Origin of the sequence: Actinacidiphila paucisporea, from assembly GCF_900142575.1 — a bacterium.
Lineage (GTDB): Bacteria > Actinomycetota > Actinomycetes > Streptomycetales > Streptomycetaceae > Actinacidiphila > Actinacidiphila paucisporea.
In genome coordinates, this window is the sequence record NZ_FRBI01000002.1 from 480,013 (window position 1) to 496,893 (window position 16,881).

The 16,881-nt window shown below is 74.0% G+C and carries 13 protein-coding genes; 6 read left to right on the plus strand and 7 right to left on the minus strand.

Features of this window, described 5'->3' with window-relative positions:
- Positions 1–172: 172 nt before the first annotated feature.
- Positions 173–373: a DUF4236 domain-containing protein gene (locus BUE44_RS05230; RefSeq protein WP_073494182.1), complete on the plus strand. Its 201-nt coding sequence runs from the start codon at positions 173–175 to the stop codon at positions 371–373.
- Positions 374–434: 61 nt separating this feature from the next.
- On the opposite strand, the gene BUE44_RS05235 is transcribed toward BUE44_RS05230, so the two are convergent.
- The 4 genes from BUE44_RS05235 to BUE44_RS05245 form a co-directional block, all read right to left on the minus strand.
- On the minus strand, positions 435–3,119 hold the full coding sequence (locus BUE44_RS05235; protein WP_073494184.1) for an alpha/beta hydrolase: 2,685 nt from the start codon (positions 3,117–3,119) through the stop codon (positions 435–437).
- Complete coding sequence (locus tag BUE44_RS37365; RefSeq protein WP_159450230.1) at positions 3,116–3,289, minus strand: hypothetical protein; 174 nt, start codon at positions 3,287–3,289, stop codon at positions 3,116–3,118. Before BUE44_RS37365 ends, BUE44_RS05235 begins: the two co-directional genes overlap by 4 nt.
- Positions 3,286–5,217 carry an amidase gene (locus BUE44_RS05240; protein WP_200804332.1) on the minus strand — a complete coding sequence of 644 codons (1,932 nt, stop codon included), beginning with the start codon at positions 5,215–5,217 and terminating at the stop codon, positions 3,286–3,288. Before BUE44_RS05240 ends, BUE44_RS37365 begins: the two co-directional genes overlap by 4 nt.
- 324 nt (positions 5,218–5,541) lie before the next feature.
- Complete coding sequence (locus BUE44_RS05245) at positions 5,542–5,829, minus strand: trypco2 family protein (RefSeq protein WP_073494186.1); 288 nt, start codon at positions 5,827–5,829, stop codon at positions 5,542–5,544.
- Positions 5,830–5,896: 67 nt separating this feature from the next.
- Here BUE44_RS05245 and BUE44_RS05250 point away from each other — a divergent pair, with 67 nt between their 5' ends.
- From BUE44_RS05250 to BUE44_RS38310, 4 genes are read left to right on the plus strand one after another with little or no spacing between them, the layout of a single operon-like run.
- Entirely contained in the window at positions 5,897–7,663 is a 1,767-nt protein-coding gene (locus BUE44_RS05250) for a S1 family peptidase (protein WP_235001909.1), read from the plus strand.
- Complete coding sequence (locus BUE44_RS05255) at positions 7,660–10,119, plus strand: tetratricopeptide repeat protein (protein ID WP_073494190.1); 2,460 nt, start codon at positions 7,660–7,662, stop codon at positions 10,117–10,119. Before BUE44_RS05250 ends, BUE44_RS05255 begins: the two co-directional genes overlap by 4 nt.
- Positions 10,120–10,179: 60 nt before the next feature.
- Positions 10,180–11,616, plus strand: coding sequence for a VWA domain-containing protein (locus BUE44_RS05260; RefSeq protein WP_235001910.1), 1,437 nt, complete (start codon positions 10,180–10,182; stop codon positions 11,614–11,616).
- Complete coding sequence (locus tag BUE44_RS38310) at positions 11,613–13,904, plus strand: ABC transporter substrate-binding protein (RefSeq protein ID WP_235001911.1); 2,292 nt, start codon at positions 11,613–11,615, stop codon at positions 13,902–13,904. The genes BUE44_RS05260 and BUE44_RS38310 overlap by 4 nt, the downstream gene beginning before the upstream one ends.
- Before the next feature lie 15 nt (positions 13,905–13,919).
- On the opposite strand, the gene BUE44_RS05270 is transcribed toward BUE44_RS38310, so the two are convergent.
- Together BUE44_RS05270 and BUE44_RS05275 are read right to left on the minus strand one after the other, a co-directional pair.
- Positions 13,920–14,348 (minus strand): organic hydroperoxide resistance protein, encoded by a 429-nt coding sequence (locus tag BUE44_RS05270; RefSeq protein WP_073494193.1) that lies wholly within the window; start codon positions 14,346–14,348, stop codon positions 13,920–13,922.
- 72 nt (positions 14,349–14,420) lie between these two features.
- Positions 14,421–15,464, minus strand: a complete 1,044-nt coding sequence (locus BUE44_RS05275; RefSeq protein ID WP_073494195.1) for an NADP-dependent oxidoreductase — start codon at positions 15,462–15,464, stop codon at positions 14,421–14,423.
- 145 nt (positions 15,465–15,609) lie between these two features.
- Here BUE44_RS05275 and BUE44_RS05280 point away from each other — a divergent pair, with 145 nt between their 5' ends.
- The gene (locus tag BUE44_RS05280; RefSeq protein ID WP_073494197.1) at positions 15,610–16,035 is read left to right on the plus strand and encodes a MarR family winged helix-turn-helix transcriptional regulator; all 426 of its coding nucleotides are present in this window, start codon (positions 15,610–15,612) and stop codon (positions 16,033–16,035) included.
- A gap of 53 nt (positions 16,036–16,088) precedes the next feature.
- Here BUE44_RS05280 and BUE44_RS05285 read toward each other — a convergent pair whose 3' ends face one another.
- Positions 16,089–16,721, minus strand: coding sequence for an SCO2400 family protein (locus BUE44_RS05285; RefSeq protein ID WP_073494199.1), 633 nt, complete (start codon positions 16,719–16,721; stop codon positions 16,089–16,091).
- Positions 16,722–16,881: the final 160 nt, after the last annotated feature.

A 16,881-nucleotide genomic window follows, 5' to 3' on the forward strand; every position in this document is an offset into this window, starting at 1 on the left:
TGTTGCGGGACGACGGTTGATGAGCGACGCCCGGGACGACCGCCAACCGGCCTGCCGGCAAAGGCACCTGGCCTGTCCCCGTACCGCCGTGGCCATGAACGCGGGTCTAAGGGGGCCGACTCGGGGAAGCCGGGGGGTGACGGTGTCGACAGCGAGACGAAAGGGGTCCGACATGCCGGTCACGTTCCGGAAGTCGTTCTGGATCTTTCCCGGGGTCCGGCTCAACCTGGGGCGCAACTCCCGGTCGTTCACGTTCGGGTTCAAGGGGCACGGTCCGCACTACACGCGCTCGTCGACCGGACGGCGCACCACCTCGTGGGATCTGCCCGGCCCGTTCGGTTTCCGGCACTCGAGCCGCAGGAAGCGGACCTGACGACACCCCGCCGCTGTGAGCGGCGGGGCGAGGTCTCAGAGACGGGCGGTCGGGCGGCCGGTCAGTGGTGGCCTCCCCCGGTGCGGTGGCCGGCGCAGACGTCGCCCTGGTCGCCCACCGGGGGTACGGCGGTGGCCGGGGCGATCACGCCGTCGTCCTCGCGGACGGTGACGGTGCCGAAGTCGTGGTCGCCCAGCACCGCGTTGCCGGAGTCGGACACCGCGACCTTGTAGGTGGTGGTGGCGGCCGCTCCCGGCAGGGTGTCGCCGGTCACCGGGAAGGCGACCGCCTGGCAGGTCTCGCCGGGCGGGAAGGTGACCTGGGCCATCGCCGGGGCGAGTGCGCCGGCGGTGGCGCTGCCGAGGACGGTGAGGTAGGCGCTGACCGGGTCGGCACTCGGCTGCGACAGGTAGACCGCCACATGGTCGGTGGACACCGCGGAGCCCTCCTCCACCGAGGTGGAGGCCACGTTGACGGTGCTGCGCCGCTGGGCGTGCGGCACGCCCAGCGCCTTGCGGTCGAAGCCCAGGTCGGACACGTACGCCCCACCGGGGCCCGCGGCGGGAGTGAGCAGGACCGAGGCGAGGCGGCGCAGGTCGACGCCCGCCTTGCGCAGGTCCGCGGTGGGTACGTGGACCTGCTGGAGCACGATCTTGCCGAGGCTGGTGGACGTACTGGCGGGCATCCGGTTCACCGCCCACGGGTTGAGGGTGGAGACCGGGGCGCTCCAGCGGCGGCCGGCGGTGTCGGCCACGGTGAGGGTGAGGTCCGTGCCGGCGGCGACGCTCTCGTCGGGGGACATGTCGAGGGTCATCTCGTCGTAACGCGTGACGTCGCGCCGCGCGGGCGGGACGGTGACGGCCAGGCCGCCGTCCGTGCCGGTCCAGGTCAGGTGCGTCATGGGGTTGAGCGGTACGTTCGGCGCGTAGTTCGCCGGGGTCCAGTACGGCACCTGCTGGTTGGTCAGGGTGCTGCCGGGGTTGGTGCAGTACGGCAGCGGTTCCGGCACGGTGCGGCCGTACTTGCTGGCGCAGACCGTGGCGCTCATGTCACCGGTGGCGGTCACCAGCGGCGAGGCGGCCTTGAAGGTGGTGAGGTCGGCCCGGTCGGCCTGCGGCTGCTGCGCGACGGTGCGGACGTCGGCGTAGCCGGACACGGACGGCGGTTCCTGGCCCGAGCCGTCGAACAGGCCCTGGAACGCGGCCTGCCGGCCGAGGGTGGCCTCGAAGAACCCGGCGATGTAGGCCGATCCGACCTGGTACTGCTGGGCGGCGGTCAACCGGATGTTCTGGCCAGAGGCGAGCGCGGTGGCGCTGGTGCCGCAGACCGGGTCGTCGGTCTTCGACCAGTCGTCGGAGGCCGCCGGATAGGGCGGCGTCCAGGACGTGTTGTAGAAGTCGTGGTCGGTGCCCATCACCCAGACGTCCGAGCGCTGCACGTCGTCGGCGAAGGTGCCGTCGCGCGAGTCGGCGTAGAAGTGCTGGCCCTGCTGGTCGGAGACGTCGCCGTCGCAGTACGGCAGCAGCGTCGTGGTGATGACGTCGGGCAGGGTCGCGCGGGTGAAGTCGATCGGCGCCAGCGCGAAGACCGACTTGATGTTCCACGGCTGCGGCAGCGCCTCGTTGAGGGTGCCCGCGGTGACGACGCCCTCGCCGCCGCGCGAGTGGCCCATCAGGCCGATGCTGCCGAAGTCCATGGTGCCGGCCAGCCTGCGGGCGGTGAGCGTGCCCGCGGGGTACGTGTCCCGGCCGGCGGTCAGCGCCTGGTCGAGCGTGACGTCCTGGCCGGTCGCGGCGTCGTGGTAGGTGACCTGGCGGCCGCTGTTCGCGGCTTTGAGCATGGTCAGCGTGTCCAGCACCAACTGGCCGCGAGTGACGGCTCCGTCGTCGGGGGAGAGCTGGTTGTCGTTGGCGTTGACGGCGTTCGCCGAGATCGACACGACGGTGTAGCCGTCGGCCGCGAGCGCCTCGCCCGCGCCGTCGTAGCCGGCGTAGCTGAGGATGGGCGTGGTGCCGACCGGGCAGGGCCAGCCGCTGGCGCCCTTGAGCGTGGTGGTGTTGTAGCAGGCGCTGTGCCGGCCGTGCAGGAAGACCACCAGCGGGTGCGGCCCGTGGCCGGCCGGCAGGTAGATGCGGCCCTCCAACTCACCGCGGATGCCGCCGATGTCGGCCAGCGCGATGGACTGGGCGCCGAAGTCGTAGTCGGCGACGCCGTATTCGCCGGTGCCGACCGTCGTGGGGTCGGCCGGGGTGGCGCCGGTGCCGCCGGGTTTCGCCGGTGCGGGGCGGCCGCCGGCGCGGGCGGTGTCCAGGGTCTCGCGCTGGGCCTGGAGTTGGGCGGCCGCGGAGGTCAACGAGGTGGGTCCGGCGGCGGTGTCGCTGCCGCCGGTCGACCACTGCCAGGCGATCGTCGAGGCCTGGGCGACGGCGGGGTCGGTGGTCGTCGCGGTGAGGGTCCGGCCGTCGGCGGACTCGGCGGCGGGGCCGAGGTCGAGGCCGTCGGCGAGCAGGTCGGGGACGTCGTCCCTGACCGGCAGCCGGGTGCCGAGCCGGAGCGAGACGGCGTAGCCGCCGGCGCCGCGGGTGACGGTCCAGCCGTCCCCGGCCGCGACGGTGGCCGGACGGGCGTCGGGTGCGGCCGCGGCGGCGGGCAGTGCGGCGGCGGTGGCCGCGCCGAGTGCCAGCAGGCCCACGGTCAGCGTGCTGAGCGGGCGGCGCGGGCGCCGCCCCGATATGCGTCCGGTCACTGGTGCGGCGCCTCGTCCTGGTCGGGGTCGTCATGGGGGTAGGGGTAGAAGGCGGTGCCGAGCTTGGGCAGCCAGCCCACGGTGGCGACCGGCGAGGTGTCGTCGCCCGGGTGCTGCGGGGGCAGTCCGGCGTTGATCACCGGCCCCCAGCCGACGGTCAGGAAGGTCATCGCAGGGCCTCCTCGGCGACCAGCGGGTCGTTCGACAGCTCGGGCGGCGTGTCCGGCTCGGCCGAACGCAGCATCCGCGGGGCCACCTTGGGGGCGTCAGCCACCGGGTCCGGCGGCGCCGCGTTGTGGTACTGCGGGAAGTTCTCCTGGTAGTCGATCGCCGCCTGGACGATCTGCGGCTCGCTGAACCGCGGGCCCCAGAACTGCGCGGCGATCGGCAGGCCGACCGTGCTGTCGTAGCCGACCGGGAAGGAGACCATGGGCCAGGCGAGGGCGTTGGGCAGCTGGTAGTACGCCCGGTAGACCGGGAAGCCGCTGCCGGTGCGCAGGCCGATCTGCGCGCCGAGCGAGAACACCAGCATGAAGTCGACGCCCGCCTCGTCCAGCGTGGCCTGGTAGTTGGCCTGCAGGGTGCGCCGGCGCCGCTCGCCCTCGACGCGGACGGCGGCCGGGATCTGGCCGGCGAACCTGGTGGCCGACTCGAAGGACGGCGCCGTCTCGCCGGGGGCCTTGCGGCCGTACTGCGCCTGCAGCGCCGCGGCCTGGTCGGCCGGGCGGGTCGCGGCGAAGTCCTTGACCGCGTCCCAGTAGCGGATCTCGTAGCGGTTGGGGCTGAGCACCGCGGAGGACGGCGAGACCGGGGAGCCGTCGACGGTGGCCAGCACGTCGGTGCTGGAGAAGTAGGGGTCGTTGGCGGGCACGGTGACGTCCAGGCCGGGGAATTCCTTCACCGTGGCGCCCAGCGAGGCCAGTTGCTGGCGCAGCCGGTCGAAGGCGGCCAGGTGGTCGGCGTCGTAGGTGCCCTGCGGTGTGGTGCCGGTCTGGATGCCGCGGCTGGTGCGCATCCAGTCGGACTGCGGGATGCCGATGGTGACGCCCGCCAGCGGCCTGCGGCCCTTGCGGGCGGTGAGCGGCATCGCGGGGAAGGGGTCGGGCGCCGCCAGCGAGAGCGGGTCGCCGGCCGGGTCGGGGCCGAGGATCACCGAGAGGATCAGCGACGCGTCGCGCACCGAGCGGGCGATCGGCCCCAGCACGTCGTAGCCGGGGGACAGCGGCATCAGCCCGGCGACCGAACTGGTGCCGAGCGACGGCTTGATGCCGCTGGCGCCGTTCGCGGCCGACGGCATCATGATGGAGCCGCCGGTCTCCTCGCCGATGGCGGCCGCCGCCAGCCGGGCGACCGGGGCGACACCCGAGCCCTGGCTCGAACCGCCGGGCACGTAGGCCTTGTTCCAGGCGTTGCCGGCGAACGTGCCGGTGATGGAGCCGGAGAAGGCCGAGGCGACGGTGTGGCCGAGGATCACCGCGCCGGCCTCGCGCAGCCGGTGCACCACGGTGGCGTCCCGCAGGGCGGCGTTGCCGTCGAAGGCGTGGCTGCCGTCCTTGGCCTCGAGTCCCTTGACCGCGACGGAGTCCTTGATCCCGAAGGGGATGCCGAGCAGCGGCGGCAGGTCCTCGCGGCTGTTGCGGGACCGGGCGAACCGTACGTCGGCGTCGGCCGCCTGGGCGAGCGCCCCGGCCCGGTCGACGCGGACGAAGGCGTTGTAGAGGCCGTTGTCGCCGTAGGTCTCGAAGGGGCCGTTGAAACGGTCGATACGGTCCAGGTAGGCCTGGGTGACCTGGACGGCGGTGACGACGCGGGCCCGCATCAGCGCGGCGAGTTCGACCACCTCGTAGTCGACGAGGCGGGCCCGCTTCCTGATGCCGGAGACGGCGGGCAGGGCGCTGAGCAACCGGGCCGTGCGGGAGGCGGCTTCCCCGGGCTGGGCGGCCGAGGCGGGCGCGGCGGCGGCCGTGGTGACGGCGGCGGCGCCGGTGACGGCGGCGGCTCCGCCCAGCACCGCGCGGCGGCTCATGCCGGCGGGCGGATCGGTCGGCGCGGGGGCGGGGCTGGAGGAGCGGGTGGACGTGACACGTTCTGCCGGCATGTACAGCTTTCCTGTCCTCTGCGTGGTGAAAGAAAAGGATGAACGTGGGGGGAAAACGCTTCCTACGGGGGAGACCCTAGGACGCGGGTAATGGCAGAGGGAAGGTATTGCCGGTTACTTTAATTCAGACTGAATCTACTTCATTATTTTGTTTCGCATGGGTGTCGCACACGTCAAAAGGTGCGCGCGCCGAAATGTGCGTGAATCCGCCGCAACCGGCCATCGTGGCAGGTCGGTCGACCGCCGGCCGGGGCGCTGGGAGATGCGCGAAACACAAACTCAACACGCAGGGAAAGGCCGGGCGGGGTAGCGACCCCGACGGCGTCAGCGGCTGACTTTGAGGGGGCCGCCGTCCGTGTGCGGTTTGAGTTCGACCTGTACGCGATGGGTGGTTCCGCGGTCGACGGAGCCGCCCACTTCCGCGGTCACCACGCCGATGCGCAGGCCGCCGCCCGCGGTGCCCGCGCGGTGGACCTGGACGGTGAATTCCAGGCTGACCCTGTCCACGTCGAAGCCGATCCGCTCGTCCTCGGCGGCGGCGCGGGCGACTTCCAGCTCGCCGCGGATCTGCTCGATGACCTCGGCCAGGCCGACGAAGGGCGGCGGTTCCACGGTGCGTGCCCCCAGGGGGTGGTCTCGCGTACGGAGCACAAGTCTACGTCGATCAAAGGGACATGACATGGCGTCAGGGGTAAAGTGGCACGTCATGGAGGCCGACGGGGGAATCGGGACCGGGCCCCTGGCGACGCCGCCCTGGGCGGTGCGTATCCGGCGGGCCAACGGGACGATCGCGGGCAGCGGGATTCTGCTGAGCCCTGACCGGGTGCTGACCTGCGCGCATGTGGTGGGGCGGGACGAAGAGGTCACCGCCGAGTTCGTCGGCGCGCACGGGCCGCTGGTGCCCGAGGTGGCCGCCAGGGTCGCCGGGGAGGCCTACCGGCCCGAGGTGCGCGACGCCAACGGCGACCCCGTCGGGGACGTGGCGCTGCTCGCCCTGGACCGGCCGCGGCCCGCCGCCGAGGCGACGTCGCTGCACCGGGTGTCCGCGCCGGGCCGCGCGGTGCGGATGTACGGCTTCCCCGCGGCGTACAACGGCGGTCTGTGGCTGCCCGCCACCATCCTCGGCGGCTGCGGCCGGGACGGCCAGGTGCAGCTGGAGCCGAGCAGCCCCGCCGGGGTGGCCAGGCGCGGCTTCAGCGGCGGCGGGGTGGTGGACCTGGCCACCGACAAGGTCATCGGCATGGTGCTGGCCAGCTCCCCGGAGGAGGGCGGCGGCTTCTCCTTCATGAGCCCGGCGGAGACCATCGTGCAGCACCTGCGCGAGGTGAGGAGGTGGGTGAAGGGCAGGACCGCGGTCGACGAGGAACTGCGCTCCGCGGCCGCCGGCGACGACCAGTCGCTGCTCGATCGGCCGTTCGCCGAGCGGCTGGCCCGCTGGCTGCGCGGCGGCCCCGCCGCCCGCCAGGTCAAGATCAGCCTGGTGCCGGACGACGACCCGGTGCGCACGGCCACCCTGCGGCGCGCGATCACCCTGGCCGACCGGGAGTTGCGCAGCCGCTTTTCCACCGGGCCGCCCTCGCTGGACTCGCCGGGGACCGTACCGGCGGCCGGCGGACTCGACCTGGCGGTCTACGCGACCGGCCGCGGCACCGAGGAGATCGCCGAGCGGATAGCCGAGCGGATGGACCTGCTCCAGCACCGGGAACTGCCCGCCGCGCAGCGCATCGCGGCGGCCGCGGTGACCATCACCCTGGTCGTGGACGGCGTCGACGCCGCCGCGGACCCGGCGTCGCTGATCGGGCTGCTCGCACTGCTGACCTCCCGCGGCAACCGGGTGCTGCTGGTCTTCCGCTCGGCCGGCGACCACCTCGAACACGCCCGGCGGGAGCTGCTGCTGCGGCCGGCGCTGGAGCGCAGGGCGCGGCTGGCCGGCCGGCTGGAGCGGATCGCGCTGGGGCCCGGCCGCGAACTGGACGGCCTGATGGCCCGGGTCCGCGGAGCCGGGGACCTGACCGACAAGGCCGTCGACGTACTGATCAGCGTGATGGCCGCCCGCGCCGAACTGGACGCGGGCCAGGGAGCTTTCGCCGGCCCGCCGGAGGACGGCCCCGACCTCGCGCGCTACGAGCGCATGGCGGCCCGCGCCGAGCGCCGGCTGCCGCCCGCCATCGCCGTCCTGCGCGAACTACTGGACCGCCGCGAGGAGTTGCGCGGCGAGCTGGGACCCTACCGCCGGCTGTACGAGGAGAGCGCCGCCCGCGGCGAGGACCTTGCAGCCGACGAGCTGTACCTGGCGGCCTATCGGAGCCTGCGCGAACGGCCCTGCGACGTGGCGGAAGCGCAGGCCGCGGTCCGCCGCTTCCGCGACCTGGTGGACCGGCCGGAGCAGCCCGCCCCGGGCCCCCTCGACGGTCAGGACCGCGACGAAGGAGGCACGCCGACATGACCGCCCCCGGCACGCCGTGCCCGCACCGCCCCTGCAAGGGCACGATCCGCGTCTCCGGTTACTGCGGCACCTGCCGCCGCCACCCCTCCACCGCGCCCACGCGGGAAGAGGCAGGACCGGCGGCCTTACCGGGCCCGCGTGCCGCACGATGCGACGACGACGCCCCCGCCGGGACGCCCCGCGCGGCCGCCACCCCCGGCGCCCTCGACCGCGACGGCCTGGTCCAACTGCCCAGCATCCCGCCCCCCGCCGACGCGGACGTCGTCCGCGCCGCGTCCCGCCGCCCCGAGGGCGGCCGGCGCTGCGGAGTGCAGGACTGCACCGGCACCATCGGGCTGTCCTACGACGACGGTCCCGCCCCCGACGAGGGCTTCTGCCCCAAGTGCGGCACCCGCTACTCCTTCCTCCCGCAGCTCGGCCCCGGCGACGTCGTCGCCGGGCAGTACCGCGTGATCGGGTACCTCTCGCCCGGCGGCACCGGCTGGGTCTACCTCGCCGAGGACCTCGACCTGCCGGGCCAGCGGGTGGTCCTCAAGGCGCAGATCAACACGCAGGACGCGGCGGCCCGCCGCAAGGCCGTCGAGGAGCGGCGCTCGCTGACCACCCTGCACCACCGGGACATCGTCGGGATCATCGCGTCCAAGCAGCACCGGCGGGAGGGCGAGAGCGAGCCCACCGACTACATCGTCATGGAGTACGTCGCGGGGCGGCCGCTCGACCAGCTCCTGCGGTCCTCCGACGAGGAGTTGACGGAGCTGTTCGGCGAGCCCTTCGCGCTCGACCACGTCGTCACCTACGGCTGCAAGATCCTCGGTGCCCTGGAGTACCTGCACGACCAGGGCCTGCTCTACTGCGACATGAAGCCGGAGAACGTCATCCACTACGACCGGCAGATCAAGGTCATCGACCTCGGCGCCGTCCGCCGTATCGACGACCACGACAGCGCCCTGGTCCACACCCCGCGTTTCGCGCCGAAGAAGCGCGAGCGCGACGAGCGCGGCTTCCTGGTAGACAGCGACCTCTTCACCGTCGGCCGCACCCTGGCCGCGCTCGCGACCCGCGCCAAGGTGCCCGCCGGGCTCGCCGCCCGCTCCTTCGACCGGCTGATCGGCCGCGCCACCCACGACGACCCGGCCGCCCGCTTCACCTCCGCCGTGCAGATGTCCCGCCAGCTGTGGGAGGTGCTGCGCGAGCACCGCGCCCTGGACCGCGGCGAGCGGTATCCCGAGCGGTCCACCCGCTTCGAGCCCACCGCTGTCACCTTCGGCGCCGCCCTGGGCGCGGCCCCCGCGCTCACCCACTGGACGCTGCGGCCCGAAGGCGTCGCACCGCCCGACCTGGCCACCGGCGTACCCACCCCGCAGGAGACGGTCCGCGCGCTGCCCGGGCCGGTCGCCGACCCGGAGGATCCGGCGGCGGTGCTGCTCGGCGGCCTGGCGGGCCACGCGCCCGAGCGCACGGCGGAGCGCGTCGAAGACGACCCGGCGCTGCGGACCGTCGAGGTCGCGCTGTGGCTGTGCCGGTCGTACCTGCTGTCCGGCGAATCGGGCCCGGCGGGCGATCCGGCCCGCGCGGCTGCGGAGAAGTGGCTCGGCGAGGCCGTCCGGCTGATGGGCCCCGACGTCGCCGGCTACGACTGGCGGCCGCCGTGGCATCGCGGGCTGCTGCTCCTGGCGCGGGGCCGGGTGAAGGATGCGCAGGGCGAGTTCGCCGCCGTCTACGCGACCGTGCCGGGGGAGTGGGCGCCGAAGCTGGCGCTGGGCTACTGCGCGGAATACCTGCGCGGAACGCTCGCCGCGCCGCGGCCCGCGGGTGACGAGGCGCCCGCCGTCCAGGCCGCGGCGGCGGAGGAAGCCCGGACCAGGGCCCGGGAGGCCGAAGCGGAGGCGGAGGCCTACTACCGGGCCGGGTGGGCGCGCGACCGCGCCCACACCAGCGCGGCTTTCGGGCTCGCCCGGCTGCGGCTGCTGCACGGCGACCGGGCCGACGCGGTGCGGATCCTCGACCAGGTGCCGACGACCTCCCGCACCTACGACCTCGCCCGGATCGCCGCCCTGCGCATCCTCACCGGGCGGGTGACCGGCACCGCGCCCTCGCAGGCCGACCTGCGGGAGGCCGGCGAGCGGCTCGCGGAGCTGCCGCGGGACGGCGCCCGCGACCGGCTGGTCGCCGAGATCAGGGAGAACGTGCTGGCGGGGCACCCGGCACCCGGCCGCCCCGTCCCCTGGCGCAGCCGGCTCGCTCTTGCCGTGGGCCGTGGCACCGTGACGACGGACGCCGAGCCGGACTTCCCGCGGCTGCCGCCGGGCGAGCTGTTCGACGGCGCCGCCAGCCGCGAGGCGCTGGCGGGGCTGCTGTACGGGTCGCTGCGCACCCTCGTGGGCCAGGCGCGGGAAGCCCAGCGCGCCGAACTGCTCGACCGCGCCTACGCCGTACGCCCGCAGAGCCGCTTCTGACCCGCAACACCCCGCGCAGCCACGGCAACAGCAGCTCATCGGTGAGGAGTCACGACCACAGTGGACACCACGATCGGCCTCGCGGTCAGCCAGCAGAAGTACCTCCCCGCGGGCGCGGGCGAGAAGGACCTGCACGCCATCGTGACCGTGGAGGTCAGCGGCGCGGACGGCGCGGCGCCCGGTCCCGCGCTCGCCGAGGTCCTGGTGATCGACTGCTCCACCTCGATGGACAATCCCGAGGAGAAGTTCCGGGCGGCGAAGAACGCCGCGATCGCCGCGCTGCGGCTGCTCCCCGACGGCACCCTCTTCGCCGTCGTCGCCGGCACCCACGACGCCGTCACCGCCTATCCGCCGCAGCCTGCGGGTACACCGGCGCAGGCGTGCACGATGGCGGTGGCCGACGCCACCGCACGGGCCGAGGCGGAGGCCGCGGTACACCGGCTGGTCGCGGCCGGCGGCACCTGCGTGGGCAACTGGCTGCATCTGGCGGACCTGTTGCTCGCCCGGCAGCCCGCGCCGATCCGGCACACGCTGATGCTCACCGACGGGCGCAACGAGCACGACGACCACCGGCCGCTCGACGGCGTGCTCACCGCGCTCGCCGGGAGATTCGTCTGCGACGCCTGGGGCATCGGCGCCGGCTGGGACGCCCAGGTGCTGCTGGCGGTGACCCGCGCCCTGCACGGCAGGGCCGACGCCGTCCGCCGGGAGTCCGAACTCGTCGGCGTTTACGAGCAGTTGATACGCGCCCTGCTCGTCAAGGCGGTGCCGGAGGTGACCCTCACCGTCGAGCCGGTGCCCGGCAGCCGGCTGCGGTACGTCCGGCAGACCTTCCCCGACGAGGTGCCCCTGACGCCGGAGGCGGACGCGCCCGGCACCTATGTCACCCGCGCCTGGGGCAACGAGATCCGCCGCTACCACGTCTGCGTGGCCGTCGACCCCGAAGGGCAGCTGCACGGCGAGGAGTTGCTGGCCGCCGAGGTCGGGGTGCGCACCTCGGACGACGCCGGGGTCCGGCTGCCGCAGGCCCAGCCGCTGGTGGTGAACTGGACCGACGATCCGGCCCTGTCGGGGGTGACCGACGAGCAGGTCCTGCACTTCCAGACGTACGAGCAGCTCGGCCAGGCCGTGGCGGACGCGGCGGACGCCCATCACCGCGGGCAGCTCGACCGGGCCGCCCAACTCCTCGGCCAGGCCGCCGCGCTGGCCCACCGCACCGGCGCCCGCCGTCAACTCGACGAGCTGCGGCGGCTGGTGGACATCCACGACGCCGCGGCGGGCGTGGTGTCGCTGCGCCGGAACATCGACCCGGTGGACTTCCAGCACCTGATCACCGCGAGCAGCCAGACCACCTACGGCCCCGCGCCGGCGGGCCGGGCGGCCGACCCGGGCCTGCTGCCCGGGGCGGCCCTGACCGACTGCCCGGCCTGCGGGCGGCGCATCCCGTCGACGGCCGGCTTCTGCCCGCACTGCGGGCACGCACTGGGGGAGTCATGAACGAGCGAACGGCCCCGATACGGGCGACCGCCCCGGCCCCGACACCGGCCCCCACCCCGGCCCCGGCGCCCACCCCCGCCCCGGCGCCCGCGCACGTCCCGAGCCGCACCCCGCGCGAGCTGAACCGCCGCATGCTGCTGCTGCTCGCCCTGGTGGTCCTCACCGCCCTCTCGCTCTTCCACGCCTACCGCGGGGTGCACACCGACGCGGTGCCGCTGAAGACGGCGAGCGCCCCCGGCGTGCTGGCCGTCGACACCGCGAAGGACGCGCTGGACCAGGCGCAGCAGGGCGTCGAGCAGGACGTCGGCACCACGAGCGCCTTCCACACCCGTATCTCGGTGGCCAACCAGAGCCTCGCGCGGGCCGCGGCCGCCGACGTCACCGGGCTCACCGGCCGCCAGACCATCCAGACGGTGACCGGCCTCATCGCGACCTACACCGGCTGGATCGAGGACGCCGAGGCCCAGCCGTCGGGCAGCCCGCTCCACAAGGCCTACCTGAGATACGCCGGCAGCATGCTCGGACGCGATGCCAAGGGCCCCGCGGCGGAGGCCACCATCATGGGCAGGCTCAGCGCGCTGCACGCCCAGCAGCTGGAAGTGGTGCGCGGCCAGACGGACTTCGGGCCGCTGCTGTGGCTGGAGTGGGGCGTCGCGCTCGCCCTGGCGCTGGCGCTGCTCGGGCTGCTCGCCGAGACGCACCGCTACTTCGGCACGCGCTTCCGGCGGCGGTTCAACCCGGCGCTGCTCGCCACCGCTGTGCTGCTGGTCGCGGGCGTCACCGTGCTGATCGTCTTCACCGAGTTGACGCACACCGGGATGTCCGGCGCGCGCACCGCGCTGACCGGCTCCCTGACCGGCACGGCGATCCCGCGCACGGGGGCCGCGGTCTCGCGGCGGCTGGCGGACACCGGCTTCCGCGCGGCGGCGGCCGACTGGATCCTCGCCGGCGGTCTGCTGCTGGGGGCGCTCGTCGTACTGGGACTCCAACCGAGCCTGAGCGAATACCGGGTCGAGGCCATCGCCCTGAAGTGGCCGCGGCCCCGCACGCTGGGCGTGCTCGGGGTGTGCCTGGTGCTGCTGGCCGGCGGCGGCGCCCTCGCCGTGCGGGCCACCGGCTGGCACGGCTCCGTGACCCTGCTCGCCAACTGGACCGGCACCGAACAGGACCGGTTCCAGCGGCAGGTGATCGACAAGTTCGAGGCCGAGTACCGTATCCACGTCGTCTACCAGGGCAGTTCGGCCGAGAGCCAGGTGCTCGCCGCCGACGTCGAGTCCGGCACGCCGCCGGACGTCGCGATCCTGCCGGGACCCGGCGAGCTGGCCGGCTACGCGACCGAGGGCGCGCTCACCCCGCTGGACGACCTGGTCGGTGAGGCCCGCTTCGCCTCGACCTGGGTGACCCCGGTCAACGGCCCCGACGGAAAGCCGCACGCCTACTGGCTGCCGATCAAGACCGACCTCAAGAGCATGGTCTGGCACCCGCCGGCGATGGACACCGCCGGTGTCGAGCAGGCCGCGCGCCGCCCCGCCTCCTGGTGCCTGGGCATGGGCGGCGACGCCACGTCCGGATGGCCCGGCTCGGACTGGATCGAGGACATCCTGCTCCAGCAGACCGACCCGGCCACGTACACAGACTGGGTCGACGGGAAGCTGTCGTGGCGGGACCCCAGGGTCCGCCGCGCCTGGACCACCTGGGGCCACCTGGTCGGCGCGGGCGATCAGAAACTGATGGCGCCCGCGCTGGCCACGCCGTTCGGCGCCGCCGCCGACGGGGTGCTGAAGCAGCCGCCGACCTGCGACCTGGAACACCAGTCGTCCTTCGCCCGCCGCAGCGACGGCTGGCGCCAGGGCGCCGCCTACACCCACTCCGCCGACGTCATCCCCGGCGTGCGGGCCGGCAACCGCTGGGAGGTCTCCGGCGACCTCGCCGCCGTGCTGCACAGCACCTCGCAGGCTGCCCGGCTGATCGGCTACCTCGCCTCGGACGAGGCCCAACGCGCCTGGGCCGGCACACAGTCCGGCTACTCCGTCAAGCGCGCGGTGCTCGACCGCTACCCGAGCACCGGCACGGACGGCGCGATCGCCGGGACCCTGCGCGACCCGGACGCGGTCCGCTGCTACGACGCCTCCGACGCGATGCCGACCCAGGTCCGCGACGTCTTCGCGCTCGCCGTCCTGCGCTACCTCGCCGACCCCGGGACCCTCGACGACCAGCTCCGCACCCTCGACCAGGTCAGCGCGATCGCCGGCAAAGCCCGGCTGCACACGGTGTGTTCGTCACGCTGACCCCCTTCCCGCGGGTCAGACGACGGACAGCGTCACCGCCACGTTGCCGCGGGTCGCGGCCGAGTAGGGGCAGACCTCGTGCGCCTGCTCGACCAGCGCGGCCGCCTCGTCCGCCGGGACGTTCGGAATGGAGACCTCCAGCTGGACGGTCAGCCCGAAGCCGCCGGCCTCGGTCTTGCCGAGGCCGACCTTCGCGGTCACCTGAGAACCGGAGACGTCCGTCTTCGCCCGCCGGGCGACCACGCCGAGCGCGCTCTGGAAGCACGCGCTGTAGCCGGCCGCGAAGAGCTGCTCGGGGTTCGTCCCGGCGCCGGTGCCGCCCAGCTCGATGGGCGGGTTGACGATGACGTCGAGCTTCCCGTCATCCGTGGCGACCCGCCCGTCGCGGCCGTTCTCCGCGGTGGCGACGGCCGTGTAGAGCACATCTACGTACTGGATGGTCATGAGGGCTCCTCAACAGAAGGTTCACAAAGGTTCGGCGCCGAGCCGGGACCGCGGTCCCGACTCCTTCCATGGTCACTCCGGGAGGGCGACGACCGTCTTCCCGGTGGTCTCTCCGCGCAGCATCCCCAGGAACGCCGCCACGGCCTGGTCGATTCCGGTGTAGACGGTCTCGCGGTAGCGCAGCCGTCCCTCCCGCAGCCAGCCGCCGACCTCGCGGACGAAGTCGTCCCTGAGGTCCTGGTGGTCGCCGACCAGGAAGCCGCGCAGCGTGATCCGCCGGCCGACCAGCAGGCCGAGGTTGCGCGGGCCCGGCGCGGGCTCGGTGTCGTTGTAGACCGAGATGGCCCCGCACAGCGCGGCCCGCCCGTGCACCCGCAGCGAGGAGATCGCCGCCTCCAGGTGCTCGCCGCCGACGTTGTCGAAGTAGACGTCGATGCCGTCGGGGGCCGCGGCCGCCAGTTGCTCGGCCACCGGGCCGTTCTTGTAGTTGAAGGCGGCGTCGAAGCCGTACTCGTCCACCAGCAGCGCGCACTTCTCGTCGGAGCCCGCGCTGCCGATCACCCGGGCGGCGCCCTTGAGCTTGGCGATCTGGCCGGCCTGGTTGCCGACCGCGCCGGCAGCGCCGGAGACGAAGACCGTCTCGCCGGGCGCGAGCTCGGCGATACGCAGCAGGCCGACGTACGCGGTGAGGCCGGTCATGCCGAGCACCCCGAGGTAGGCGGACAGCGGGGCCTGCTCCGGGTCGACGACCGCCGCCTGCGCCGCGTCCACGACGGCGTACTCGCGCCAGCCGAGCCCGTGCACCACGTGCGCGCCGACCGGGACGCCCTCGGCCTCGGAGGCCACCACCCGGCCGACCGCGGCGCCCTGCATGGGCTTGCCCAGCTCGTAGGGCGGGGCGTACGACTTCGCGTCGTTCATCCGGCCGCGCATGTAGGGGTCGACGGACAGGAAGAGGTTGCGCACCAGGATCTGGCCGGGGCCGGGCTCCGGAACGGGGGCCTCGACCAGGGCGAAGTCCGCCGGCGTCGGCCAGCCGTGCGGCCGGGCCGCCAGCTGCCATTCGCGGCCCGTGAGCGTGCTCGTCGGCGTGTTCGTCGGCGTGTTCGTGGGCATGAGGGGAACCGTCTCCTTCCGCCGCGGCCGGCTCGGGGAGCTGGACCGCGACCAGTGCTTCACTGTGGCAAATATTCAGGTCCTCAAGTAATTAACCATGGACCTGAATATTTCATGTTGTCAAGCATCGGGGTAACCTGCGGGTATGACCCGCCGTACCGACCCGCTGACGACCGAGGTGGTCGACCTCATCGCCACCGCGGTGGCCCGCCACCACCAGGACTACGAGGCGGCGGCCGCCGGCTTCCACCTCACCGGTGTGCAGGCGAAGGTGCTGGCGCTGCTGGCGACCGGGCCGATGCCGATGCGGCAGATCGCGCAGCGCCTCAAGTGCGAGCCGTCCAACATCACCGGGATCGTGGACCGCCTCCAGGACCGGGGCCTCGCCGAGCGGCGGCCCGACCCGGCCGACCGCCGGGTGAAGCTGGCCGCGGCCACCGCGGCGGGCCTGGAGACGGCCGAGAGGCTGCGGGACGGCCTGGACTTCGCCCGCGAACCGCTGGCCGCGCTGTCCGAGCGGGACCGCACCACCCTGCGCGACCTGCTCCGCCGGATGCTGGGCGAGGACTGAGCCCGCCCTTCCTGAGGACCTCGGGCCCGCCGTGCCGGCGGGCCGTCAGCGGGCTACTGGCACCACCACAGCACCGGCTTGCAGGTCGGCGAGGGCGACGGGTGCCGGGTATGGCTCGGCGTCGGCGTCGCGGACGGCGGCGCGCTGCTGCGGGTGGGCGGCGGGGCGCCGGTGGCGGACGGCCTGACGGTGGTCGTGGACGCGCTCGGCGTCGTACCGCTGGTGCTCGGAGTGGCGCTCGGGGTCGGCGAGTGGTGCGGGCCGCCGGTCGCGCCGCCCTTGTGCGGCTCGGCCGACTCCGCGGTGCCCGGCGAGGAGGTGCCGGTCGGCGGCGCGGTGGTGCCGCTGACGACGGGCGCGGGCGGCGGCGTGCTCCCGGAGCCGGCACCGGACAGTGCGGCCATCGACAGCATCGCCAGCGCGCCGACCACGGCGACCAGGCCGATCCCGTAGACGGCCGCCCGCTGCTGCCGCCCGCGGGTCCTCCTGCGCTGCCGGCCGCGGGCCGCGGCCCGTCCGCCGCCGGGGAGCGGCGGCGCGTCGGGCGCGTCGTCGCCCTCGGTGATCAGCGGCAGCTGGGCGGTCTCCCCGACCTGCGGGAGTTTCAGCTGGTCAGCGGGCGTGCCGCACCCCGGGCAGGAGTAGGCGCCGTTGAGGTGCCGGCGGCACGCGTAGCAGTAATCCATGGCGAAAGGACCCTATGGGACTCCTGTGGCGTGACGAAACCCCGGCCTTCCGCTTGTCCCGTCTTGCCGGGAAATTCCCGCGCATCCCATATCGGTGCAGGTGGGGGCTCTTGACGAGGCCCCGTGCAACCCATGTAATTAGGTTGCCCTAACCTAAGTA